The sequence below is a fragment of the Streptococcus porci DSM 23759 genome, from assembly GCF_000423765.1.
GTDB classification, from domain to species: Bacteria; Bacillota; Bacilli; order Lactobacillales; family Streptococcaceae; genus Streptococcus; species Streptococcus porci.
Window position 1 is genome coordinate 127,137 of sequence record NZ_KE384090.1, and the last position, 22,027, is coordinate 149,163.

The 22,027-nt window shown below is 41.9% G+C and carries 13 protein-coding genes; 4 read left to right on the plus strand and 9 right to left on the minus strand.

Annotated elements, in window-relative coordinates; all coding sequences use genetic code 11:
• Positions 1 to 5,124, minus strand: a 5,124-nt coding sequence (locus G576_RS13085; protein WP_051178130.1) for a MucBP domain-containing protein, incomplete at its 3' end; no start/stop codon positions are given.
• A 422-nt stretch (positions 5,125 to 5,546) separates the two neighbouring features.
• On the minus strand, positions 5,547 to 7,370 hold the full coding sequence (locus G576_RS0111630; RefSeq protein WP_027974747.1) for a heavy metal translocating P-type ATPase: 1,824 nt from the start codon (positions 7,368 to 7,370) through the stop codon (positions 5,547 to 5,549).
• A gap of 352 nt (positions 7,371 to 7,722) precedes the next feature.
• Here G576_RS0111630 and G576_RS0111635 point away from each other — a divergent pair, with 352 nt between their 5' ends.
• Complete coding sequence (locus tag G576_RS0111635) at positions 7,723 to 8,076, plus strand: DUF3397 domain-containing protein (RefSeq protein ID WP_027974748.1); 354 nt, start codon at positions 7,723 to 7,725, stop codon at positions 8,074 to 8,076.
• A gap of 35 nt (positions 8,077 to 8,111) precedes the next feature.
• Here G576_RS0111635 and gloA2 read toward each other — a convergent pair whose 3' ends face one another.
• The 3 genes from gloA2 to G576_RS0111650 form a co-directional block, all read right to left on the minus strand.
• Complete coding sequence (gene gloA2, locus G576_RS0111640) at positions 8,112 to 8,498, minus strand: SMU1112c/YaeR family gloxylase I-like metalloprotein (protein ID WP_027974749.1); 387 nt, start codon at positions 8,496 to 8,498, stop codon at positions 8,112 to 8,114.
• Positions 8,495 to 10,858 carry a DNA translocase FtsK gene (locus G576_RS0111645; protein WP_027974750.1) on the minus strand — a complete coding sequence of 788 codons (2,364 nt, stop codon included), beginning with the start codon at positions 10,856 to 10,858 and terminating at the stop codon, positions 8,495 to 8,497. The genes gloA2 and G576_RS0111645 overlap by 4 nt, the downstream gene beginning before the upstream one ends.
• 124 nt (positions 10,859 to 10,982) lie before the next feature.
• The gene (locus G576_RS0111650) at positions 10,983 to 12,173 is read right to left on the minus strand and encodes a hypothetical protein (protein WP_027974751.1); all 1,191 of its coding nucleotides are present in this window, start codon (positions 12,171 to 12,173) and stop codon (positions 10,983 to 10,985) included.
• A gap of 118 nt (positions 12,174 to 12,291) precedes the next feature.
• On the opposite strand from G576_RS0111650, the gene G576_RS0111655 reads away from it, so the two are divergent.
• The 3 genes from G576_RS0111655 (at position 12,292) to G576_RS0111665 (ending at position 16,469) form a co-directional block, all read left to right on the plus strand.
• Positions 12,292 to 13,083: a peptidylprolyl isomerase gene (locus G576_RS0111655; RefSeq protein WP_027974752.1), complete on the plus strand. Its 792-nt coding sequence runs from the start codon at positions 12,292 to 12,294 to the stop codon at positions 13,081 to 13,083.
• Between the two features lie 272 nt (positions 13,084 to 13,355).
• Positions 13,356 to 14,963, plus strand: a complete 1,608-nt coding sequence (locus tag G576_RS0111660) for a CTP synthase (RefSeq protein ID WP_027974753.1) — start codon at positions 13,356 to 13,358, stop codon at positions 14,961 to 14,963.
• A gap of 24 nt (positions 14,964 to 14,987) precedes the next feature.
• On the plus strand, positions 14,988 to 16,469 hold the full coding sequence (locus G576_RS0111665; protein ID WP_027974754.1) for a DUF1846 domain-containing protein: 1,482 nt from the start codon (positions 14,988 to 14,990) through the stop codon (positions 16,467 to 16,469).
• A 392-nt stretch (positions 16,470 to 16,861) separates the two neighbouring features.
• Here the strand turns inward: G576_RS0111665 and G576_RS0111670 are convergent, their stop codons facing one another.
• The 4 genes from G576_RS0111670 to pheS form a co-directional block, all read right to left on the minus strand.
• Positions 16,862 to 17,116: a hypothetical protein gene (locus tag G576_RS0111670; protein ID WP_027974755.1), complete on the minus strand. Its 255-nt coding sequence runs from the start codon at positions 17,114 to 17,116 to the stop codon at positions 16,862 to 16,864.
• A gap of 69 nt (positions 17,117 to 17,185) precedes the next feature.
• Positions 17,186 to 19,591 (minus strand): phenylalanine--tRNA ligase subunit beta, encoded by a 2,406-nt coding sequence (pheT, locus tag G576_RS0111675; RefSeq protein WP_027974756.1) that lies wholly within the window; start codon positions 19,589 to 19,591, stop codon positions 17,186 to 17,188.
• A gap of 192 nt (positions 19,592 to 19,783) precedes the next feature.
• Entirely contained in the window at positions 19,784 to 20,293 is a 510-nt protein-coding gene (locus tag G576_RS0111680; protein ID WP_027974757.1) for a GNAT family N-acetyltransferase, read from the minus strand.
• 348 nt (positions 20,294 to 20,641) lie between these two features.
• Positions 20,642 to 21,685 carry a phenylalanine--tRNA ligase subunit alpha gene (gene pheS / locus G576_RS0111685; protein WP_027974758.1) on the minus strand — a complete coding sequence of 348 codons (1,044 nt, stop codon included), beginning with the start codon at positions 21,683 to 21,685 and terminating at the stop codon, positions 20,642 to 20,644.
• Between the last annotated feature and the right edge of the window lie 342 nt (positions 21,686 to 22,027).

Sequence of the window (22,027 nt, forward strand, 5' to 3'; positions counted from 1 at the left end):
TGGTTTGTTATCTGTTGTGTCATAAGACTTACCTGGTTTAGCGTTTTCTTCATCTGTTACAGTAGCCTTGATCACTGTTCCATCTTCTGTGATGTAGTGAACGATAACATTTCCAGCTTTTTCGTAAACATATTGAACAGTTGTTGTGCCTTCTACAACTTTACCTGTTGTTGAAGCTGAAGTGTCTTTCACTTCTTTGTAGTAGTAAACTGTACCGTCTGCTGTTGTGATAGTGTTTGGTTTGTGGTCTTCATCAGTGTTGTATGCTGTACCTGTTGATGTTGATGGGGTATCAACTTCTTTAGTATCTACAGCTTCACCTGAGTCAGATAGACCTGAAATCAAGTTACCTTCTGTATCGTAATACTCAACTACAACGTCACCTTTCACTTCTTCGTATACGTAAGTGATTGATGTTGTACCTTCTACAACCTTACCTGTTTCTGAACCTTTTGTAAGAACTGGTACGATACGGTATGTCTTACCGTCTGCTGTTGTGATTGTTGTTGGTTTGTTGTCTGTTGTGTCGTACGGTGTACCTGTTGATGATGTTGGTGTGTCTTCAACTGGTTGCTTGATCACTGTACCGTCAGTTGTGATGTAGTTAACAACAACGTTACCTTTCACTTCTTCGTAAACGTAAGTGATTTCTTTCGTTGTACCAGCTTCAACTGTACCAGTCGTAGCATCGATACCTGTTGCTTTACCGTTACCAACTGCTGTCAAGTTGTTATCATCTGAAACTGTACCAACGTTGTAAGTACCTGCTTCAACTAGACGATAAGTCTTACCATCTGCTGTTGTGATAGTTGTTGGCTTGTTATCAGCTGTAGTGTACTCAGTACCAGCTTTCTCGTTTGTTTCGTCAGCTACTGGTGCTTGAATTGGGTTACCTTCTGTATCAACATAGTTAACGTTGACTGAACCAGCTTTTTCGTAGACATACTGAACAGTTGTTGTTGTTTCTGCTACTTTACCAGTTGTTGGTGCAGAAGTATCTTTCACTTCTTTGTAGTAGTAAACTGTACCGTCTGCTGTTGTGATAGTTTCTGGACGGTTATCTTCATCTGTGTTGTAGACAGTACCAACAGACTTATCGTCTTCGTCTACGACTGTTTTGGCAATTTGGTTGCCTTCTGTATCGTAGTACTCAACAATAACATCACCTTTCACTTCTTGGTAAACATAAGTAACTTCTTTAGTTACGCCTGCCTCAACAGTACCTGTTGGAGTTGCGCCTGAAGCCAAGTTGCTATCTGCTGCTACTGTACCAACTGGGTAGTCACCTGCTGGAACAAGAGCATATACTTTACCGTCTGCTGTTGTGATTGTTGTTGGTTTTTCAGTACCTTCAGCTGTGTTGTAGTCTGAACCTGGTTTACCATCTGTCACGTCTGCAACTGGATCTTTAAGAACATTACCTTCTGTATCGACATAGTTAACATTAACGCTACCAGCTTTTTGGTAGATGTATGTAACTTCTGTCGTACCTTCTACAACTTTACCAGTCTCTTTATCGCCTGCTTTGACTTCATCTTTTGGCAAGATGTAGTAAACATCGCCAGTTTTGTCATTAACGATTTTCTCTGGTTTGTTCTCTCTTGTGTCGTAGTCTGTACCTGTATCTGTGATAGTTTGGTCTGTCACATCATCTGCAATGGTGTTACCTTCTGTGTCCACATAGTGAACGATAACATCACCTTGAAGTAACTCATAGACATAAGTGACTTCTGTCGTACCTTCTACAACCTCACCATCTTCTTTACCGATTGTTGCTGCTGGAACACGTTTGTAGATCTTACCGTCTGCTGTTGTGATAGTATTTGGACGGAGGTCTGTTGTGTCGTACTTAGTGCCTGTTGAGCTTTCTGGTGTATCTGTTACTGTGCTTGCAGTTTGTTTGCCGTCATCTGTTGTACCTGAGATTGGATTACCTTCAGTATCAACGTAGTGAACGATAACGTTACCTTTTACTTCTTTGTAGACATAAGTGATTTCTTTAGTAACACCTGACTCGACTGTACCTGTTACGTCGTCGATACCTGTGGCTTTACCGTTGCCAACTGCTGTCAAGTTGCTATCATCTGAAACGGTACCAACGTTGTAAGTATTTGCCGGAGCAAGTTTGTAAGTCTTACCGTCTTTAGTCTTGATGATTTCTGGTTTTTCACCTTCTTGAGCTGTGTTATAGTCTGAACCTGGTTTACCGTCTGTTACATCTGCGACTGAGGCTTGAAGTGGGGTACCTTCTGTGTCTACATAGTTGATATTAACATTACCAGCTTTTTCGTAAACATAAGTTAATTGTTTAACTGTATCAGACTTAATGGTACCTTTTTCTGCGTCAATTTTTTCATTTGAACGGTAATCTGTATCCGTCTTGTCATCTACAACAGGGTGGAGATTTTTTGCTGTAGTATCAATTTCTTTGTAGTAGTATACGGTACCATCTGCTGCTACGATGCTGTTATCACGTACGGCTGCGGTATTGTATTCTGAACCTGTGTCACCATGTCCAACTACAGTCACCATATCCTTAAGGATGTTACCTTCTGTGTCTACGTAGTAAACATCAACGCCACCTTTTTCAGTGTAGTAGTAACGAGCATGTTGTTCATTCTTAGCATTAGAGTTGGATAATGTCATCTCTAACCCGCCAAGATCCCAAATACCATCATCATCAGGGATATCTGGTGTGTGGTAGTTCCATCCAAATTTCCAAAGAGCATTCGTATTTGTCGCATCTAGAGGTCCTGTAGAAACAGTTACGCTATCAGTATCGAATTTACGGTCTGTTCCATAGCCATCTGCTATTTTTCCATTTCTATATGGAGCATCAACGTTCCACTGAATCGGAGTAATGACACTTCCGTTTGCATCAACGTAATTACCAGCTGCATCCGTTTTATAGATTTTTTTTGTGTTAATAGTATGAACGGTACCATCTTCGTCAGTCACCATAGTATCTGTCACACTTTTTACATTTACAATTTGACCAGTAGCAGTGGTGTAAGACGTTTTGGCATCATTTAATGTTCCAAGTACATCACCATTGGAATCAAGAACCTGAACCTGTTTTCCTTCAAGAACAAGTTTATTGGCGTCGTAAAATTTAGATGTGAACGTTCCTGGCTTAGTATTGTATGTTCCTCCTGGTTGCATTTCTTCAGTAGTGAACATCAACGTAAAGTAATCATCCAAGTCAGAGACCGTTCCACTATTCATTTTAGTTTTGTAAAAATTAGCCCAGTCTGGATTGCTTGGATCTAGCATATAGACTTGCATTTGCAACGCACCATTAATATCTGTAATGGTGTACAAGCGTGCCTCGTTCCAATTTCCACGGAAAACAGCATATTGCGTACCAACTTTATAGTCGCTAGCTAATGTACCACTTACTACCTTAGGTAATTCTGACTCAATTAATTCATAATTATCAAAATCGATAGCACCAGCAATATGAAAAGCATCTCCGACTAAACCACTATCTTGAGTGTAACGTGCTAACAACTCACGAAGGCGACCAGTCGCTGCATTTTCTTTTACATAATATGATGTTGTTTGGGTTGTACCACCCGGAACAGCTGTTGAAAAAGAATTCGTGTTTACATTTACTCTTGTCTGATCTAGTTTGTTATAAACTGCAGTATTCCAGTTGGCACCATTTGAATTCGTAATTGAAAGTTGGCGAGTTGTGGCACCATTACCCTCTGAAACAATGTAAGTAAAATCATATTTTACTCTATGAGTTTGGTAATTCTCTAGAACGTTCAACTCATCAACCACAGTTTTGACATTAGGCTGTAGTTCAACAGTTTTAACAACTCTATCACCGTTCATTGTTTTCTCAACCAACTTAGCATAAACAACGTCAGATGCCGCACGTTCAGTTGAATCAGTTGACACTGAGAAAGTCATATAGTAGTTATGACCCGCCCAATCATTAAAGTTATTACCATCTCCATAGCCACCGACAGTGTCGAAATTAAAAAGCAAGAAAGTATCACGGTTGGCATCTTGGTCTCCAATATAGCCTGCAGGATAATTCTTTTCAACTACTGTAATTGTTGCTTCTTTCTCAACAGATGTAAGATTTGAGTTAGCAGCCTTAACTGGATCTGGGATTTCCCAAACACCGTGTTGTGCATAAGAGACAGATGCTGGGTTTGTAGTTTCGATTGTCGTTGCAGCTGGAGTTCCAGTAGCGGTATCCAATACTGCAGTGATTTCACCATCTGGATAATACTTACGTAATTCTAAGACTAGAGCTTCTACGTTTGTACGAACTGCATTGATTTGTGCGTTAACTTCGTCAAGTGTTGCAAGCGCATTGTTAAATGTCGCTGTTGCTTCTGTAGCAACCAATTTTGTTGCTACTGCTGCTATTTTCAAGGCTTCATCGCCTTCTGGTGAAGCGGTGTAAAGTCGGTTTGCCTCATCTGACAAGACTTGAGCTTCTGAAATATTTTGCTCAAGAATGACTTTTGCTTCTGCTACAGTTGTCGGTGCTGCTACAGTCGAAGTGGTAGCAGGTGTCGTTTTTGCCGGCGCTTCTGTTGTACTAGATGATGTCGTTGTACTTGCTGTATCTGCTGCTACTTTTTTCACAACTTTGAAGACAACTTTTGAATGACCAGCTTCTATAACTCCTGTGGTAGCTGTTGCCAATTCATTCGCAGCTAGTTCATAACCTTCAGGTACTATTGCTGACTCAGTAACGATTGCAATAGCAATTGTATCTGTTGTTTTCGTTTCAACTGACTTGACAGTTGATGATACAACTTTCCCTGATTCATCTTGGTACTCAACGGTATATTCAATAGTCGCTGTACGTTCTGTAGTTGCTGCTTCTGTCGCTGCTGCTTCAGTAGTTGTTGTCGTAGCTTCTGTCGCTGCTGCTTCAGTAGTTGTTGACGGAGCAACCTCTGTTGATGAAGCTAGTGTTGTTGCTTCTGTTGTTTCTGGTGTTGCAGTGGTTGTTTCTGCTTGAGCAGTTTGCGCACCAGCACCCACGGCTAGCGACATACCTAGCAATACACTAGCTGCACCAAAATGATATTTACGGATTGAAAAGTGTTGTTTCATTCCGTACCAATCAAATGATTTTTTCTTGATTTTGCGCATCGAATGCCTCCTGAAAAATTTGAATAGCTATGTTAGAACTCAAGGGAAAAGCACTACTGTTACCTTTAAGAGAAACCCCCTCGTCAAATTGTAGAGGATGTTTTGACGTTCAGTCATCTACTAGGCTTTTGTTCTTTTCCTCTGTGAAAAACCACATAACCAAATTTGATATTTATATATCTCAGCAATTGTACCATTCCTTTCCACTTTTTTCAAGTAATATGGTCTTCTAGCCACGTCGATGATATGAAGAAAATGCATGTAACTGTTTTCTAGTTGTACGATTTTTTCAGAATATTTTCACGGTGTTTTCATTATGTCATGTGTTTTCATGGCAATGATGTTAAAATTTGAAAAAGCTATCTGATAAAACAAAGATTTATTCATGCGTTTGTCGCGGCTTTTATCCAAATGAAAATCCTTTATTTGAGCAATCGAAGTCCGTTAAGAATCACCAGAATGGTAGAGGTTTCATGGAAAATAACCCCTTTTGTCAAATCTAGCAAACCTAGCATATTCAAACTAACTAAAACAATAATGACGCCCACTGAGAAGAAAAGATTTTGCCAAACGATTTTATTTAGTCTGTGGCTCAGTTGATATACTTGGAAAAGCTTAGCGAAGTTATTTTGCACCATAACCAAATCTGCGGATTCCATGGCAATGGCTGAGCCAGAACCCATGGCAATGCCAACATTAGCATTGGCTAGGGCAGGAGCATCATTAATACCATCTCCAATCATGGCGACACTGTGACCGGCCGCTTGGCTGGCTTGAACTTCTTGGATTTTATCCTGAGGTAAACAATTTGCTTTAAAACTTTGAACGCCGACTATTTTTGCCACACGCTCAGCTACAGCCTCATTATCTCCAGTCAACATCATAACAGCAACATTTTCCTTTTGAAAATCTTGAACAGCTTGTGCCGACTCTTGTCGAACCTGATCGGCCAAGGTCAAGTAACCCACCACAGTGTCACCTTTTGAAACGATGACTGTGGTTTGACCGGCTGAGAGACTGTCTGTATAAGCATTTGGATCCTTGTAATTTGTAAAAGCCCCAGGCTTTCCGACTCGGATATCTCCATAAACCAGCCCCATTCCCGCTTCCTCTTGCACCTGCACATCAGGGCTTAGACTGGTTAAATCAACATCAGGGAAATGTTTGACAATAGCCTGTGCAATCGGATGATGAGAGGTCTGCTCCATTGCAATAACTACTGGTAAGATATCTTTTGGAAGTTGCCAGTCAATCACTTGGAAATCACCGTAAGTCAATGTTCCCGTCTTGTCAGAATAAATCAAATCAACACTAGCTAGATTTTCCAAAGCCGTTCCCCCCTTAATGAGAACCCCGATACGAGCACCTTTACTGATAGCGCTAAGTGTGGCGGGTGTCACGGAAGCGACCAAGGCACATGGACTAGCCACAGTAAGCAAGACCATCCCACGGTAAAAGGCCTGATGGAAGGAGAGAGCTTGAAGATAATACAGAGCTAGGATAAAGAGAGGAACAGCGATTAGAACACCCATCACATAGTAACGTTCAAAATGATCGATAGTCGCACCAATTTTTGAAGGTTGACTTTGCGCTTGCTCAACCATACGGATAATATTTGAAAAAACAGTCTCATTACTCCTTTTATTGACTTGTAGTTTGACAGCGTGCCCCTCATTGAGAGTTCCTGCAAAGACTTCATCTCCAACTTTTTTATCGACAGGAATAGACTCACCTGTCAAAGCCATCTCATTAACCGTGGTGATAGTCATGGCTAGGCTATCGATAGGAATTTGATTTCCTTTGGCAACTACAATCACATCTCCCACATTCAAATCACTAGTCGCTACTTCTACCGTTTGACCGTCTGCTTTTAATAGCTGCGCAGTTTCAGGAACTTGTGACATCAGGCTGGAGATGGCTGATGTTGATTTTTCAGTAGCATAAGCTTCCAGAACCTCTGCTGTCGCAAAGATAAAGAGCAGGATAGCCGCTTCACTTTCCTCTTGTATAATCAAAGCACCTAGTGCTGCTAGAATCATCAACAAATCTACGTTTGGAGATTTTTCTCGTATGGAATCATGCACCGCTTTTTTCGAAGCATAATACCCCAAGAAGAAAACCGCCAAATAGTGGAAAACTTTACCTAAAAGTGGCGCCGGATTCTGGCTTATAAGACCTAGAATCATCATGACGGTCCCAAGAATCACAAACTGGGCTGTCCTTTTGCTTTTAATATAGTCAATCATAAGATTGCCTCCTTTTTAAATAGAATTTATAGTAGGAAATATCTCTGGTATGGGCTGGGCTTGGGCTTAAACAATACAAAAAGTGCGCACTTGTGGACAGTTTTTGTACTGTCTCACAGGTACGCACTCTATATTATAGACATGGTAATCTGCTGTCTTCACACTCGAAGACCCGGCTGCATAAATCTCACGATTTACCGCTTGTTCATATTCAGTTCTTATTTCTTAACTGCATTATAGCACTTTAGAAAATAGAATGCAAGCTTTTTAGAATATTTCTAATTAAAATTTCTCCTGTTGCTGAAGCAAAAAAATATTTTACAAGTTCAAGTATTCAAGGTACAATAGAGACATGATGTTCTATAAAATTTTAGCTGCCTCCTTTCTTTTTTTAACCCCCTTATTTGGCTTTTCTTTGGTAAAAATCTTTGGTCTTGAACGCTATAAAATCAACTTTGCAGACTTGGCGCTACCAGTCTTTATTCTTGAGATTATCATCGTTTCTCAGAAGTTTTTCGTCCACTCCTTTCTCCCGCACTACCTGATTGTGCTGAGTATCTTAGCCATAGGCGCTGCTATTTGGCTTTTTCGGAAAAATGGGCAGGGGTTCACTTATAGGCGTTTCTTCAAAATCTTTTGGCGTCTCAGCTTTATTTTTTCCTTCTTTTTCTACCTTGCTGTGGTTATCGCAGTCTTTGCTTTCTAAAAAATCTGTCCAGATTAATCTCTGAACAGATTTTTTTATTCGTGAATTTCTAGCGGTTGCCCATCCGGATCGAAGAAAAAAGCCATCTTCTTTCCGTCAAAATCATCATATCGTAGCCCCTCGTGTGGGATACCAAGCTCATCAAATTCTTTCAAACAAACTTCGACGTCATCAACCTTAAAGGCTAGGTGACGGAGACCTGTATACTCTGGATTTGGCATAACTGGTCGTTTCGGGGCATCAGGCTTGATGAATATTTCCAGTCGGATTTGCCCCTTTTGAACATTGAACAGAATGTCATTTTTCTCAGGACGAATGTGCTCGTCTAATTGCTCAAAGCCTAGGCAATTGATATAAAAGTGACGGGTTTTCTCATAGTCGCTTCCGATGATAGCGATATGGTGTGTCGTTTCTAAATTCATTGTTCTAAGACCTTTCTAGGCTTAGTTCCTTCGGCTGGTCCGATAACGCCTGCTTCTTCTAATTCTTCCATGAGCCGAGTAGCACGGTTAAAGCCAACTTGGAGACGCCTTTGTAGCATGGAGGCAGAAGCTTTTTGGGTTTCTAGAACTAAAGCTCTAGCCTGATCAAAGAGGGGATCTCCCTCAGAAGCTCCGCCATCAGCGTCCAAACCACCGTCTATCTCAGACACCTCTCCTGGATCAAAGGACTCATCATAGTCAGCCTCTGCTTGGTTTTTAACAAAAGCAACGATTCGCTCCACGTCATCATCAGAAATAAAGGAACCTTGGAGACGAATTGGCGCTGACTCTCCTATTGGGTGAAAGAGCATGTCGCCTCGGCCTAGAAGTTTTTCAGCACCATTTTCACCTAAAATAGTTCGAGAGTCTGTTCCAGACGCCACTGCAAAGGCAACCCGTGAAGGAACGTTTGCCTTAATCAGACCAGAGATAACATCAACCGAGGGACGCTGGGTAGCTAAAATCATGTGAATACCTGCGGCACGCGCTTTTTGCCCCAAGCGAATAATGGCATCTTCCACTTCCTTGCTGGCGACCATCATGAGATCTGCCAGCTCGTCCACGATAACCACGATAAGGGGCAGAGGAACTTGTTTTTCCTGAGAGCTTGCGTTATAATCAGCAACTTTTGCATTGTAGCCTGCGATGTTGCGCACGCCGACCTGACTAAAGAGCTCGTAGCGATTTTCCATTTCCTGAACCACTTTTTGCAGCGCTTTGCTAGCCTTGCGTGGATTGGTCACAACGGGAATCAGCAAGTGAGGAATATCATTATAGACTGATAATTCTACCATCTTGGGATCAATCATCATGAACTTAACCTCGTCCGGTCTTGCCTTCATGAGGATAGAGGAGATGATGCCATTGACCGCAACAGACTTCCCTGAACCTGTCGAACCTGCTACTAATAGGTGAGGCATTTTAGCTAAGTCAAAAGATTTTGCTGTCCCGTTGACAGCTTTTCCTAGCGGAATTTCCAAGAGATTTTCAGGTGTGGTGTCTGATTGCTCCCAAAGTTCGCGGAAGGAAACAGTCGCAATTTCAGAATTTGGCACTTCAATACCGACTAGGGACTTTCCAGGGATTGGCGCTTCAATGCGAACATCCTTAGCCGCAAGAGCCAGCGCTAGGTCATCTGCCAGATTAGAAATACGATTGACACGAACACCAACAGCAGGCTTGAGTTCATACCGGGTGACTGATGGCCCAATTTCTGCACGTTCCACCTTGACTTCAATACCAAAACTCCTAAAGGTATCTTCCAAAATCTTGATATTTTGTCGAACAATCGTTTTCTCTTTAGACTGATTTTTAGGCTTATCAGGGGCAAAGAGATCAATGGAGGGCAACTTGTAAAGCAAGGCTGCTTTTTTAGGAGAAAAGTCAACTGCTACAAGGTCATCATTCTCTGACTCAGACACTGGCATCACTGGTGCTTCCTGTGGTTGCTCATCCAACAAATGATCCACATCATAGACGTAATCATCATCGGCAATATCATCAATCTGATAGCCTAAAATTTCAGGCTCAAAGTTGGAGTCCTGCTCAAAAGATGGTTCTAAAATCTCCCCAGTTTCCTCATCGTAGGCTAATTCTGCCAGACGAGCTTCCTCTTCAAGACGAGCTTGTTCTTGGGCGGCAGCCTCTTTTTGCTGACGTTCTTCTTCCTTACGGACAAAACGCTCCTGACGTCGTAATTCTGCTTGGCTCTGCCATTTGTCAAAAGCTTGCGCAGAAAAGCGAGACAGGTCATGAACATCCCAAGGGCTCATCAAGAAAAGTCCCAAAAGGATAAAGAGGGTTCCAATCATAAAGGCCCCTATATTGGTCACAAGGAAAGATACTGGTGCATAAAAAATAGCCCCCAGCATGCCACCACCGACAAAATGCTTGACCTCAAAAGCCGACAAATCCTTGATTAAAAGACCAATCGTTGTCGAGAAAACAGCCTTACCAGCAAAAGCTTTCATGGTAAAAAGCCAGGCGTGCCATTCCATCAAAAGTCCAATCATAAAAATGACAAAGCCGCCAATTAACCCTTCAATCTTATGAAGAAACTTAAAGCCAATCAAGTAAATCAGCGTAAAAAGAAGAAGGGGATAGGCCAGACTTCCTACCAAAAATCGGGTCATGTTATAAAGAGTAACACCAAAGATACCAATCCGAAAGACCGCGAAAATAGAAAAAAGGACAACAATAATAGCCGTTATCAATCGCTGAGTTGCCTGCTTTTTCTCGTTATCTGCCTTAGTCTGACGCTTGGTTGAGCGTTTTTTTGAATTTTTTCGAGTATTTGACATGACACCATTATACCATTTTTCTATCGATTTGGGCATTTGTGTGACATCTCTTCCTATAAAACTCACAAGCAGTAAAAAAGTAGAGAAGGGATTCATTCTTATAAATCCTTTCTCTACCTTTAAATTATTCATAAAACTTATAGGTCAAAAAGTAATTTCCGTTTTTTTCCGAAAAATACAAATTGACATCCGATAATTTGCCTGAGTCAGGAGACTGATCTGTATAGTAAAGATCTAGATTCATCTCAAATCCATCTCCAAAATTGCTCAGCAGATACTCCCCAGAGGTAGGGTTCCCAAAATTTTTATGAATATCATTCCAGGAACTTCCTAATTCTGGTTTATCATAATCCGCCTCAATCAATTTGTCAAATGCTTCTTCTGTCCAAGTGGACTGATAAGACTCTTCGGGTTGTGTTTTTAAATCCATGGAGCCCAAAGACATTGAACCAGAGCTCAAAATCCAATTTCCTAACTCATCCTGCTCAAAATAAAGTGTGACATAATCTTCATCTGCTTTTCCGATATAAGTCAAATCCAGATAACCATCGGAAACACTAGCTTCATTAGCTTTTCCATAAACTTGAATAAGCTCATCTAAAATCATTCCCTCAGTTCCCGTGTTTAGATTTCCAAACTTAAGACTTCTGAATCGTGCCTCGGTCCAACGAAAAGGAGCCTGTTCATCTACATAAATCTCCACATCTTCCGGCCAGTCTTCCCAATCGTCTTTCCACATATCTTGATCAAATCCATTATTGCTTCGGTCAACGTTTCTTACGATACTTGCGACCCTGTCAAAAGTCGCATAATAGATACCTACACTTCCTGCTACCGCAAGGGCACCTATGGATAAGGGCAGAGCAATCCAAGAAAGAACTTTCTGTGACTTTTTCAAGTTAATAGTTAGACTGATAATCCCAAAAGTCAGAGACAGTAAAGACAAAAGCAAAAGTACCAGCGGTGATTTTACAAGGAGACTCAACAATATGGTCAATCCAGATATCACAAAAGACACTATCGGGACGGCTTTTATCTCTTTACTTTTTCTAGATGTCAGGTCATCTGTGCTTTCCATACTAGAGGTGCTTTTTTCATTAGGCTCCTTATTCTCTAGAAACTGAGCATTGGCTGTTTCTTCGGCTATAACTTGGGTTAGCTCTTCTTCAGCCTCTTTAAAAACTCTGCCTTCAGAGATTGGCAATATGGCTTTGGGATTAAAACGACTTTCTTCAGCCGCCAAGAGTTCTACCTCCGTTGGTACACGACCGACTACCATCTCAAAGATTTGGCACCACTCTTCTCTTGTTTTCATAGCATTCTCCTTCAGAGTTTTTTATCATTATAACATAAATCTACAAACTCTTATCAGTTAAGTTTATTCCACCATTTTTGTGGTAAAATGGTAGTACTTTTACATTTAAGGAGTCGTTATGAAACCATTTTTTAAATTGTCATTATTAGCGCTAGCGTCGGTGACAGTCCTTTCTGGATGCCAGCAACTGGATCGTGCCATCAAGGGAGATGATTATGTAGATGCGAAGCTTGCTTCTAAAAAAGCTGAAGAACGTATTCAAAAGCTCAACCAAGCTGATACAATCTTCCCTCAACTCTCCACTGAAGTTGCTAAAAACGAAGCTTCTGTTATCATGCACACCAGCAAAGGTGACATCACTATCAAACTTTTTCCAGAACAAGCTCCCTTGGCTGTTGAAAACTTCTTGACCCATGCAAAAGAAGGCTACTATGATGGAGTTATCTTCCACCGCGTCATCAGCGATTTTATGATTCAATCTGGTGACCCTCAAGGGGACGGAACTGGCGGACAATCCATTTGGAATGGCAAGGATAGCAAAATTGACCAAGGACTAGGTTTTAAAAATGAGATTTCCGATTATCTCTACAATATCCGTGGCGCGCTTTCTATGGCAAATGCTGGCGCAGATACCAATGGCAGCCAATTTTTTATCGTGCAAAATAGCCAAGATGTCTCAGCTTCTCTAGATAAAAACTATTATCCAGAAAAAATCATCGAAGCTTACAAAAAAGGCGGTTTCCCAAATATCATGGGAGGCGATGGCAATTACACAGTCTTCGGTCAAGTTATCAAGGGTATGGACGTTGTAGATAGTATTGCAACCGTTGAAACCAATGAAGCTGACAAACCAAAAGAAGACATCTTAATCAAATCAATCGAAGTAACAAAAGATTATACATTTGATTAAATCATGTCACTACACAAGGAAGATAAAGGGAGACTTTAAATCAGCCAAGTTTTATTTATTTTTCCTTATTTTCTTTCTCGGTTGGTTTAACTAAGCCACATCTCTTTCTTGACAAACTTTTCTAAATCTGATACATTATTGTTCGGGCACCTCTTTTATGAGGTCAAATGAAGGCTCCCCTCTTGGGGGGCTATTTTTGTTTTTTCGTCAGGTTAGTCAGATGCTATCCCCAGAATCTTTCATTTAGCCTGATTTGTAGAAAGGGAGTTTGCATGACAAAATATATTTTTGTAACAGGTGGCGTCGTGTCATCAATTGGTAAAGGTATTGTGGCAGCAAGTTTGGGCCGCCTCTTGAAAAACAGAGGATTGAAAGTTACCATCCAAAAATTTGACCCATATATTAATATTGATCCAGGAACCATGAGTCCTTACCAGCATGGTGAAGTATTCGTAACAGATGACGGTGCCGAAACTGATTTGGACCTTGGTCACTATGAACGCTTTATTGATATCAACCTCAATAAATACTCAAACGTCACAACAGGTAAAATTTATAGCGAAGTCCTTCGTAAAGAGCGTAAAGGTGAGTATTTGGGCGCAACTGTTCAAGTTATTCCACATATTACAGATGCTTTGAAAGATAAAATTAAACGAGCTGCCCGTACTACAGATGCGGATGTCATCATCACGGAAGTAGGTGGTACAGTTGGTGATATTGAAAGTCTGCCTTTCCTTGAAGCACTACGTCAGATGAAAGCGGATGTGGGTTCAGATAATGTCATGTATATCCACACGACACTTCTACCCTACCTTAAGGCGGCTGGTGAAATGAAAACAAAACCAACCCAGCATTCTGTTAAAGAACTGCGTGGTCTGGGGATTCAGCCAAATATGTTGGTGATTCGTACTGAGCAACCAGCTGGTCAAGGAATTAAAAATAAATTGGCTCAATTCTGTGATGTGGCTCCAGAAGCTGTCATTGAATCATTGGATGTTGAGCATCTTTATCAAATTCCACTCAATATGCAAGCCCAAAATATGGATCAAATCGTTTGCGACCATTTGAAATTAGATGTGCCACCAGCAGATATGACAGAGTGGACTGCAATGGTAGACAAGGTATTGAACTTGAAGAAAACGGTGAAAATTGCCCTAGTTGGTAAATATGTTGAACTTCAGGATGCCTATATTTCAGTTGTCGAAGCTTTGAAACATTCCGGGTATGCTAATGATGCTGCTATCGAATTGGACTGGGTCAATGCCAATGATTTAACAGCTGAAAATGTAGAGGAGCGTCTTGGCCAAGCCCAAGGGATTATCGTTCCTGGTGGATTTGGTCAACGTGGAACAGAAGGTAAGATTCAAGCTATTCGCTATGCGCGTGAAAATGATGTGCCAATGCTAGGTGTTTGTCTGGGAATGCAATTGACTTGTGTTGAGTTTGCTCGTCACGTTCTTCATTTGGAAGAGGCCAACTCTGCTGAGTTTGATCCAGAAACCAAATACCCTATCATTGACATCATGCGTGATCAGATTGATATTGAAGATATGGGAGGAACGCTTCGCCTTGGACTTTACCCATGTAAACTCAAGGCTGGCAGTCGAGCATCTGCTGCCTATCATAATCAAGAAGTGGTGCAACGACGTCACCGCCACCGCTACGAATTTAACACAGCATTCCGTGAGCAATTTGAAGCCGCTGGATTTGTCTTCTCTGGTGTCTCTCCTGACAATCGCTTGATGGAAGTTGTTGAGCTCCCAGATAAAAAATTCTTTGTAGCTGCTCAATACCACCCTGAGTATCACAGCCGTCCAAACCATGCCGAAGAACTCTATACGGCTTTTGTGACAGCTGCTGTTAAAAACAAAACTAATTAAAAATCATAGAAAAGGAATCAGACGATGAAACAAGCTTTTAGCTCGGAAAACTATTTGAATTTGCAACGTGACCATATTTTGGAACGAATTGCTCAGTTTGATGGAAAACTCTATATGGAGTTTGGGGGAAAGATGTTGGAAGATTTCCACGCCGCCCGCGTACTCCCTGGTTATGAACCAGACAATAAAATCAAGCTCCTCCATGAACTCCGTGAACAGGTTGAAATCGTTATTGCCATCAATGCAAGCAATATTGAGCATTCAAAAGCTCGAGGCGATTTGGGCATTTCCTACGACCAAGAAGTTTTTCGTTTGATTGATAAATTCAACGACCTTGATATTTACGTTGGGTCTGTTGTCATTACCCAATATTCGGGACAACCTGCTGCCGACGCTTTCCGTAAGGAACTAGACAAGCATGGCATCACTTCTTACCTGCACTACCCAATCGCCGGCTATCCAACAGCTATCGATCATATTATCTCTCCAGAAGGTATGGGGAAAAATGACTACATCCAAACCAGTCGTAACCTGATTGTGGTGACAGCTCCTGGCCCAGGTTCAGGTAAATTAGCAACCTGCATCTCGCAACTCTACCACGACCAAATCAATGGCGTCAAATCTGGCTATGCTAAATTTGAAACCTTCCCAGTTTGGAATTTGCCGCTTCATCATCCCGTCAACTTAGCTTATGAAGCAGCAACCGCTGATCTCGACGATGTCAACATGATTGACCCATTCCATTTGGAAACCTACGGAAAAACTACGGTCAACTATAATCGCGACATTGAAATTTTCCCTGTTGTTAAGCGCATGTTGGAGCGAATCCTAGGGCAGTCCCCTTACGCTTCTCCTACGGACATGGGAGTCAACATGGTCGGCTTTGCTATTATCGACGACGAAGCAGCCAGAGAGGCCTCTAAGCAAGAAATTATCCGTCGCTACTACCAGACCTTGGTGGAGTATAAAGCGGAGCGGGTCACTGAAACGGCTGTTAAAAAGATCGAACTACTGATGAACGATCTGGGCCTTTCCCCGCTTGACCGTTCAGTGACAAAAGCTGCGCGTGAAAAGGCCGAAGTGACTGGCGCACCAGCCCTTGCTCTGGAGCTACCAAACGGACAAATCGTGACAGGAAAAACCTCTGAACTTTTTGGACCATCAGCCGCAGTCATTATCAACGGCATCAAAGCACTAGCAGGCATTGATAAAGAAACCAACCTGATTGAGCCAGAATACGTTAAACCAATCCAAAACCTGAAAATCAATCACCTTGGCAACCGCAATCCTCGACTCCACTCCAATGAACTCCTTATCGCCCTTGCTATCACCGCTATGAATAGCCAGGAAGCTGATAAAGCTATGAAAGAACTGGGCAACCTCAAAGGTAGCGAGGTTCACTCAACCGTTGCTCTGCCAGAAGAAGACAAAAATGTCTTCCGCAAACTTGGCATTAATATCACCTTTGACCCAATCTACAAAAACGATAAATTGTTTAAAAAATAAGAGATAGTCGGATGAATTAGCTTTCAGACAAGGAACTGGGGTGCAGCTAGTACTAGAATAGGGCAAGCCGAAAATGACGATGAATCAAAGCTAATTCAAATGGCTATAAAAAAAGAGTAGGACAGAAATCCCGACCCCACACAGTTGATTAGGCTAGCGCCATCCCTTGCCTAGCAAGGGATAAAGATGACCAATTGAACACTACGTCAAGTGTCTATCACTAAAATAAATTCGAGGCTTTGGGATTTTCCCAGCCTCTTTTTGAGTGCGAAAATCATCTTGCTTCAACGTTAATCGTATCAATCCACTCATGAAGCACTTGCCTAAAATACTTTTCCTCAATCTTCATCTGCTTTTCAAAATCTAAATAAGATTGACTTTCCTGAGGAATGTTAAAGGATAGTTCTTTCCAAGGAAAATAAATTTTCTGGAAGTATTGATAACCTTTCTTTTTCCTTGCTTGTAAGGATTTTTATCTCTAGCAAGAGTTCTCTAATTGAGCTAAATTTTGTATCACTGCTATCGTTCCATTGTTTATTGCCACTTAGCCAATTAGCCTTGGCATCTTCAGCTATCCAACCATCCTTTGACTTCTTCCGATGGCACCAAGCTTTAAATTCTTTTTCCCTTTGACCTGATAAATCCATAGTTTCCTCACATTCTTCTATCCTTCATTATACAAAAAATCCACCTGTTTTAGTGGATTTTTTCATCTCTTATCGCACCTCTGCTCCGACTTTTTCGGTTAGGGCTTTGGTGATTTTGTCCATATAGCCTGCAACTTCTTCGTCTGTCAGGCTATCAGCTGGATTTTGGAATGTTAGGCTGTATGCCATTGATTTCTTGCCAGCTTCGATGTTGCTTCCTGCGTAGACATCAAAGAGTTTGACGCTAGTCAAGCGCTTCACACCTGCAGATTGAATGGCATCCATGATGTCTTTGTGGCTAGTTTCTTTGGCCAATAGCAGAGCAATGTCACGAGAAACTGCTGGGAATCTCGTGATTTCTTCAAAGACAGCTGAGGGTTGGAGCGCAGCTTCAATGGTATCTAGGTTCAATTCAGCAACATAGGTCTCAGGAATACCATAAGCTTTAGCTGTCTGCGGATGCACTTGCCCCACAAATCCAAGAACTTTCCCATCAAGCTTAATAGCTGCTGTACGACCTGGGTGCATACTATCAAGTGTTTTATCCGCTACATAATCCACTGCAAGCCCAAGCTTATCAAAGAGAACTTCGAGAATCCCTTTTGCATAGAAAAAATCAACTGGAGTCGCTTGTGTCTGGAAATCTTTTTCAGCTACCAAACCAGAAATGGCAAAGGCAAAAGTATTAACCTCTTGAGGTAAATCTGTCTTTAGGTCACCAGTTTGATGGAAGATCTTTCCAATTTCATAGATGGCTACATTGCTATTTTTACGGTTGACGTTGTAGGCTACCGTATCAAGCATGCCTGATACCACGTTTTGGCGAAGGGCAGAGCGATCAACAGTCATCGGCCACATAAGCTCTGTCACCTTTGTTTTCTTAGCTGTAAACTCGACAGCTTTTTCAGGCGTTGTCAAAGCGTAAGACAAAATTTCCGTTAGACCAGCTCCTTCTGCAATCGTACGAACCTTACGACGAAGTTTCTGTGTTTCAGTCAATTCACCGGCAGTACCTGCTGCTTCTGGAAGGGTCGTTGGCAATTTGTCATAACCATAGATACGAGCAATTTCCTCAACCAAATCAGCTTGGATCGAAATATCCCAACGACGACGCGGTACGGAAACCGTAAACTTATCGGCTGAACCTGTCAGACCAAAACCAAGTTTGGCGAAAACTTCTTCGACATCAGCATAAGTCAAATTAGTACCAAGACGAACATTGACATAATCAAGTGTCGTTGATACCTCAACTGGAGTTGTATCCAGATAACCAGCTTCCACACGACCTGAGAGGACTTCACCACCTGCCAAGTCTTGCAACATAGCTGCCGCAAAATCAAGAGCCTCTGTTACAGTATCAAGGTTAATTCCCTTTTCAAAACGCGATGAGGATTCCGAACGCAGGTTGAGACGACCTGATGTCTTACGGATTGATTTACCATTAAAGACCGCTGCTTCAAGAACAACGTTTTTAGATGACTTGTCAATTTCTGTTGACTGCCCCCCCATGACACCACCGAGAGCTACTGGTTTGTCATTAACGGTGATAACGATGTCATCTTCTGTCAGTTCACGTTCTTCGCCATCAAGGGTAACCAATTTTTCACCTGCACGCGCATCTCGAGCTACAATAGTATTTGCCTCAAACTTATCACGGTCAAAAGCGTGCATGGGCTGTCCGAACAGCAAGAGGATATAGTTGGTGACATCCACAACATTGTTGATAGGTCGGATACCTGCATTCATGAGCAGGTTTTGCAACCACTGTGGAGACGGCGCGATAGTTACATTTTCCACCACACGGCTACCATAATAAGCAACCTTGTCAGATTCAATCACGACTGACAGAGACTGGCTAGCAGCTTTGCTATTTTCAATAAGAGTCTTAACAGGGAAAGACACCTCTTTTCCATAGATAGCAGCCACTTCGTGAGCAACACCTCGCATCGATAAGGCGTCAGCACGGTTTGGTGTAATTGAGAGCTCGATAATCTCATCATCAAGGTCTAAGTAGGGAAAAATGCTGTCGCCAGGAACTGCATTTTCAGGAAGGATTTGGATGCCATCTGAAAACTCTTTTGGGATGATGCTGTCAGAAAGACCAAGCTCTTGGAGCGAGCAAATCATACCTAGCGACTCCATACCACGGATTTTGCCTTTTTTGATTTTGTAATTATCAGCGATACGTGCACCCGGAAGCGCCACAATCACTTTGATACCTGCCCTTACATTTGGTGCACCGCAGACGATTTGACGAGGCTCCTCGTCACCAGTATCCACCATGCAGAGGTGTAGGTGAGTGTCAGGCACATCTTCACATGATATCACCTGCCCAACTACCAATTTTGACAAGCCTTGAGCTGGGGTTTCTACCCCCTCAACTTCAATACCTGTCGTCGACATTTTTTCTGCTAATTCGGCTGATGGAACAGTGACATCAACCAATTCTTTTAGCCATTTATATGATACTAACATAAATTTAAGATACTAAGGGGCATTCCGCCAATGATAAATCAGGTAGAAAAATAGGTAATCCTCCGATGATGCTTGCATCTAGGAAAGATTAATCATTTTTCATAGTGGTATATCCCCATGTTCAGTTAAACACTTAACTAAACTACTCCTTTCATTTTTACTTTTAACAGTGATATTCAATATCTGTTTGATTTACTTCAACTTTTTTCTGAGCAACCAGTCGGTGTCGATTTTATCTTCTGAGACGACAAAGTTGTGCTCTGAGAATTTTTCAAATCCGTATTTGGCATAGAAATTCTGAGCCTTATCGTTGTGTTCCCAGACACCAAGCCAAGCCCAAGTAAAGTTTCTCTGCTCCGCTATTTCCAACGCATAGGTAAACAACTGCTTACCCAGACCATAGCCTTGATAGGCTCGCAGGACATAAATACGCTGAATTTCAAAAGCATTTTCAAGCTCTTGTTCGGTTTGGGCAAAACCCCAATTAACCTTAAGATAACCGGCCAACTTGTCATCAACGTAAATAAAGTGGTGCTCTGACTCAGGAGACAAAAGCTCCTTAGTCAACCTTTCCAGACTATAATCATGAGCAAAAAACTCTGCCAACTGCTCAGCCGTCGTATCGTGACCAAAAGTCTCTGTATAGGTCTGAATAGCTAAGCTACGTAGTGTCCCCACCTCATCTACTCTAATTTTCGACATTGTAATCATGACAATACTCCTTTACCATTTTTTCGGATTAGCTTATCGACAACTTCACAATCTAACTTGCTCAGATATGACACAGTTAAAATTTCAATAGCACTCTTCAAGGCCAATGTTCGACCGAAGCTTTCAATATTCTAGAAAGTCACATGCCCTAAACGTAGCCAGGCGATGAATTTCACAGAATATCAATTTAGCTTTTGCCAAGTCCTAGCCAGTAGGCTAAGTTCATTAGCGGGTTTCACTCGTAATGTGTCATACTCAGAGCGACGGTAAGTGAGCTAGCAAGTTACCATGGCAACTAGCCTTGTATCATTAGCGAGCTCCACTCGCAAGAATATTTGCTCATTTGAATTGCTCAGAGAAGCGCACATCACCAAGATAGAAGCCCCGAATGTCTGTGATTCCATGACGAAGCATGGCGATACGCTCTTGTCCCATACCAAAGGCAAAACCTGAGTACTCTTCTGAATCTACGCCAGACATCTCAAGAACCTGCGGGTGAACCATACCGGCACCAAGAATTTCAATCCAACCAGTCTTCTTACAAATATTACAGCCGTCACCACCACACTTGAAGCATGACACGTCAACCTCCACGGATGGTTCAGTAAATGGAAAGTAAGAAGGACGAAGACGTATCTTACGGTCTTCACCAAACATTTTCTTACTAATCATCTCAAGGGTTCCTTTAAGGTCACCCATGGAAATGTTTTTACCAACAACCAAACCTTCGATTTGGTGGAACTGGTGGGAGTGAGTGGCATCATCCGTGTCACGACGAAACACGCGCCCTGGTGAAATCATTTTCAAAGGTCCTTTTGAAAAATCATGCTGATCAAGCGTGCGCGCCTGAACTGGAGAGGTATGCGTACGAAGCAAGATGTCTTCAGTAATATAGAAAGTGTCCTGCATATCACGCGCTGGGTGATCTTTAGGCAAGTTCATGCGCTCAAAGTTGTAATAATCCTTCTCAACCTCAAAACCATCAACCACTTGGAACCCCATACCAAGGAAAATATCCTCGATTTCCTCTGAAGTCTGGGTCAAAACATGGCGATTGCCCAACTTCATCTGACGCCCTGGAAGCGTCACATCAAGGCTTTCATTTTCTAGCTGAGCCTGAATCTTAGCCTCTTCGACCAGCCTTGCGGTTTCATCAAAAGCCGCATTTAAAATATCGCGTACTTCATTGACCTGCTTACCAACAACTGGTTTCAGTTCATTTGGCAGGTCTTTGAGCCCCTTCAAAAGATCCGTCAAAGACCCCTTTTTACCTAGAACAGCGACACGCAAGTCTTGCAATTCCTTGACGTGATTGCCATTCATTTCCTTTAACTTAGCCTGAGTTGAAAGCTTCAACTCCTCTAACTGTGCCTGTAAATCCATAATTTAAGATACAAAGGGACCTTTCGGCTTGCCGAAACATGCTGTAGAAAAAGAGGAAATCTAACAAAGATGCCCTAGCATCTAGAAAGACTTATCTTTTTTCCTAGGCATTTAATCCCATGTTCAGTTCAGCTATCTCACTAAACCAAACCATCCTTTCCTTTAGTTTTGTCTTTTATCTGAATAGATAGACAAAGAAAAAAGCATGCCAAAACTCCATAAGCGGAGCGTTGACACGCGGTACCATCCGTTTTTCATCTACTAAAGCAGACCTTAATTCTCGTCTTGTCACTGAGTGAATTCACCAAACTTTCATCCAAGGAGCTTCCAGTCCACGGCTCC